Here is a 3,520-nt window from a genome sequence, read left to right as displayed (position 1 = left end):
GCCGCCACCCCACCCCGCCCGCCCCCCCCGGCCCCCTGCCCCCGCGCGGCCCTCTCTCCACCCGGATCCGAGCCCGTCTTGAGCCGTCCGGCAGAGCGTGGGCGCAACGCGAGGAGGGCCCATGCACAGTGCCCAGGGCGAGCCCGCCCTGCTCAGGATCGAACGCGGGCAGGTCACCGAGGAGGAACTGGCCGCGCTCACCGTGGCGTTGACCGCCCTGCTCGCCGCCGGCCGCGACCCCGCGGGCCCGCGCGAGGGCCCGGGTGCGGGCGCCCGCCACGGCGGCGCAGGCGGCCCCGGGGGCTACGGCGGCGGCGAGCAGGGGTGCGGCTGCTGGCCCGCTCCCGCGGGCAGCGGTGCCTACCGGGCGCCGGTCAGCTGGCGCTGTCCGCCGGGCGGCGAGGGGCGATGATCGGCCAACTCCGCCCACCACCTAAAGAAACCATGCATGCGGTTTGTTACTCTGCGGGTGACGGCCCGGCCGGCCGTGCCCGTGCCGACACACGGCAATCACGGGAAAGGGGATGCCATGGCGACGGTGACTGAGCCCGGGGCGCCGGCGGTGTTGCCGGCCGACGCGCGGGGCCGTACGGCGGAGCTGGCGGCGATCCGCGCGCTGGCGCTGGACGGGCCGGGCGAGAAGGCCACCAAGGCGCAGCGCGCCCGGGGCAAGCTGACCGCGCGCGAGCGCATCGCGCTGCTGCTCGACGAGGGCTCCTTCTGCGAGGCGGGGCAGCTGCGCCGGCACCGGGCGAGCGGTTTCGGCCTCGCGGACAACCGGCCCTACACCGACGGGGTGATCACGGGCTGGGGCACGGTGGAGGGCCGCACGGTCTTCGTGTACGCGCACGACTTCCGCATCTTCGGCGGCGCGCTGGGCGAGACGCACGCCGCGAAGATCCACAAGATCATGGACATGGCGCTGGCGGCGGGCGCGCCGCTGATCTCCCTCAACGACGGCGCCGGCGCCCGCATCCAGGAGGGCGTCTCCGCCCTCGCCGGCTACGGCGGGATCTTCCAGCGCAACACCCGGGCCTCCGGCGTGATCCCGCAGATCTCGGTGATGCTGGGCCCGTGCGCGGGCGGCGCCGCCTACAGTCCCGCGCTGACCGACTTCGTGTTCATGGTCCGCGAGACCTCGCAGATGTTCATCACCGGACCCGACGTGGTGCGCGCGGTGACCGGCGAGGAGATCACCCACAACGGCCTGGGCGGGGCGGACGTGCACGCCGAGACCTCGGGGGTGTGCCACTTCGCCTACGACGACGAGGCCACCTGCCTGGCCGAGGTCCGCTACCTCGTCTCGATGCTGCCCTCCAACAACCGCACCCCCCCGCCGGCGGCGCCCACCGCCGATCCCGCCTCCCGGCGCTGCGAGGCGCTGTACGACCTGGTGCCGGCCGACGGCAGCCGCCCCTACGACATGCGCGCGGTGATCGGTGAACTCGTCGACGACGGCGACTTCCTGGAGGTCCACGAGGCCTGGGCGCCCAACGTCATCTGCGCCCTGGCCCGCCTGGACGGGCAGGTGGTGGGCATCGTCGCCAGCCAGCCCAAGGTCCTGGCCGGGGTGCTGGACATCGCCGCCTCGGAGAAGGCCGCCCGCTTCGTGGCCCTGTGCGACGCCTTCAACATCGCCCTGGTCACCCTCCTGGACGTCCCCGGCTTCCTTCCCGGCGTGGACCAGGAGCACGGCGGCATCATCCGCCACGGCGCGAAACTCCTGTACGCCTACTGCAACGCGACCGTGCCGCGGATCTCCCTGGTCCTGCGCAAGGCCTACGGCGGCGCCTACATCGTCATGGACTCCCAGTCCATCGGCGCCGACCTCACCTACGCCTGGCCGACCAACGAGATCGCCGTGATGGGCGCCGAGGGCGCCGCGAACGTCATCTTCCGCCGCCAGATCGCCGCCGCCGACGACCCCGGGGCCATGCGCGCGGCCCTGGTCGAGGAGTACCGCCAGGAGCTCATGCACCCCTACTACGCCGCCGAACGCGGCCTCATCGACGACGTCATCGACCCGGCCGCCACCCGCGGCGTGCTGATCGCCTCCCTTGCCATGCTGCGCACCAAGCACGCCGACCTGCCCTCACGCAAACACGGCAACCCACCGCAGTGACCGACCAGAGCCACGGGGGAGTTTGACACACAGTCAGGAGAAGGATGATGGTGCAGCAGGAGCGTGCCGCGCGCACGCGTCAGTCGCTGATGCGGGCGGCGGCCGAGGCATTCGCCGAGGACGGCTTCGTGCCCACCACCCTGTCCACCATCAGCAGAAGAGCCGGGGTGAGCAACGGCGCCCTGCACTTCCACTTCGAGAACAAGCACGACCTGGCCCGGGCCGTGGAGGCCGCCGCCGCCGACACCGTCCGCGCCATCACCGTCGCCGCCGAACAGCGCCAGGACAGCGCCCTGCAGCGCCTCATCGACGCCACCCACGCGCTGATGAACAGCCTGGACGAGGACGCGGTGGTCAGGGCCGGCTTCGAACTGGTGGGCACCGCCCCGCGCCGCGGCGAAACCGAGGCCACCGACCTGCGCGGGGAGTGGCAGCACTGGATCGACATGGTGCTGCACACCGCCAAGGACAACGGCGAACTCGCCGACGGCGTCTCGGCCGCCGAGGCCTGCACCGCCGTCGTCGCCGCCACCGTGGGATTTGAGGTCCTGGGCATCAAGGACCCCAAGTGGGTCTCGCGGCGCACCCTGTCGCAGTACTGGGAGCTGATGCTGCCCCGCCTGGCCTCCCCCGAACGCCTCCCCGAACTCGTCCCGCACGGCCCCGGCCCCGCCGCTCCCGCCCACACCCCCCACCCATAAACAAACCACGTACGCCGTTTCGGTGAACGGCCGCCCCCGCGCCGCCCCCGCGCCGTCCCTCCGCCGTCCCGCACCGCCCCGCGCCGGCCGGGCGCCCCCGCGCCGGCCGGGCGCCCCCGCCCCGCCGGCGCCCCCCAACTCCCCGCCCGGTCAGGCCCCTTCCCCTCGACGGAGCCTTGAGTACCGCTCGTCGCGGTGGGCGCGGGCGGGTGACAGGGCAGCGGAATTCACCCGAAACATACAAACCATCCGTGCGGTTTTGTATTGACAGGGTGTCCGGAACCTTCTTGAATCGCTGTGTGGCGGCAACCGCCTTCCGCGAGCGGCATCATCCACGTCCAGGGAGACGCTGTGGACATCGACGTACTCGGCGCATTCGCCGTACGGGAGAACGGGATCTCCCTGACCCCCACGGCCCCCAAGCCCCGCCAGGTCCTGGCCCTGCTCGCCCTGCACGCCGACCGCATCGTGCCCGTCGCCTCCCTGACCGAGGAACTGTGGGGCACCACACCCCCGCGCAGCGCCCGCACCACCCTGCAGACCTACGTCCTGCAGCTGCGTGAACGCATCGCCCGCGCCCTGGCCCACGACAGAACCGCCCCCGGCCCGGGCGCCCGCGACGGTGCCGCGGTGCGTTGTGCGAAGGAGGTGCTGGTGACGACGCCGAATGGTTACCGGCTGTGTGCGGGGGGCGGGC

Annotated in this window: 4 protein-coding genes; all 4 read left to right on the top strand. The window is 73.1% G+C overall.

Translation table 11 applies throughout. The features are described 5' to 3' along the window. The first annotated feature begins 121 nt into the window (after positions 1-121). A complete protein-coding gene (locus IEY91_RS41350; protein WP_189177899.1) occupies positions 122-412 on the top strand; it encodes an acyl-CoA carboxylase subunit epsilon in 291 nt (96 codons plus the stop codon). A gap of 117 nt (positions 413-529) precedes the next feature. Continuing rightward, the gene (locus tag IEY91_RS41345; protein ID WP_164316828.1) at positions 530-2,122 is read left to right on the top strand and encodes an acyl-CoA carboxylase subunit beta; all 1,593 of its coding nucleotides are present in this window, start codon (positions 530-532) and stop codon (positions 2,120-2,122) included. 44 nt (positions 2,123-2,166) lie between these two features. After that, a complete protein-coding gene (locus tag IEY91_RS41340; RefSeq protein WP_189177898.1) occupies positions 2,167-2,823 on the top strand; it encodes a ScbR family autoregulator-binding transcription factor in 657 nt (218 codons plus the stop codon). 351 nt (positions 2,824-3,174) lie between these two features. After that, positions 3,175-3,520: AfsR/SARP family transcriptional regulator (locus IEY91_RS41335; RefSeq protein WP_189177897.1), on the top strand; the 346-nt coding region annotated here is incomplete at its 3' end.

Origin of the sequence: Streptomyces lasiicapitis (genome assembly GCF_014646335.1) — a bacterium.
GTDB classification, from domain to species: domain Bacteria; phylum Actinomycetota; class Actinomycetes; order Streptomycetales; family Streptomycetaceae; genus Streptomyces; species Streptomyces lasiicapitis.
Note: the sequence above shows the minus strand (reverse complement) of the source record. Positions and strands in the feature narration are given on the sequence as shown.

Excerpts from the sequence above, each read along its gene's own strand:
- IEY91_RS41340 (WP_189177898.1), top strand. The coding sequence starts at position 2,167 with ATGATGGTGCAGCAGGAGCGTGCCGCGCGCACGCGTCAGTCGCTGATG.
- IEY91_RS41350 (WP_189177899.1), top strand. The coding sequence starts at position 122 with ATGCACAGTGCCCAGGGCGAGCCCGCCCTGCTCAGGATCGAACGCGGG.
- IEY91_RS41345 (WP_164316828.1), top strand. The coding sequence starts at position 530 with ATGGCGACGGTGACTGAGCCCGGGGCGCCGGCGGTGTTGCCGGCCGAC.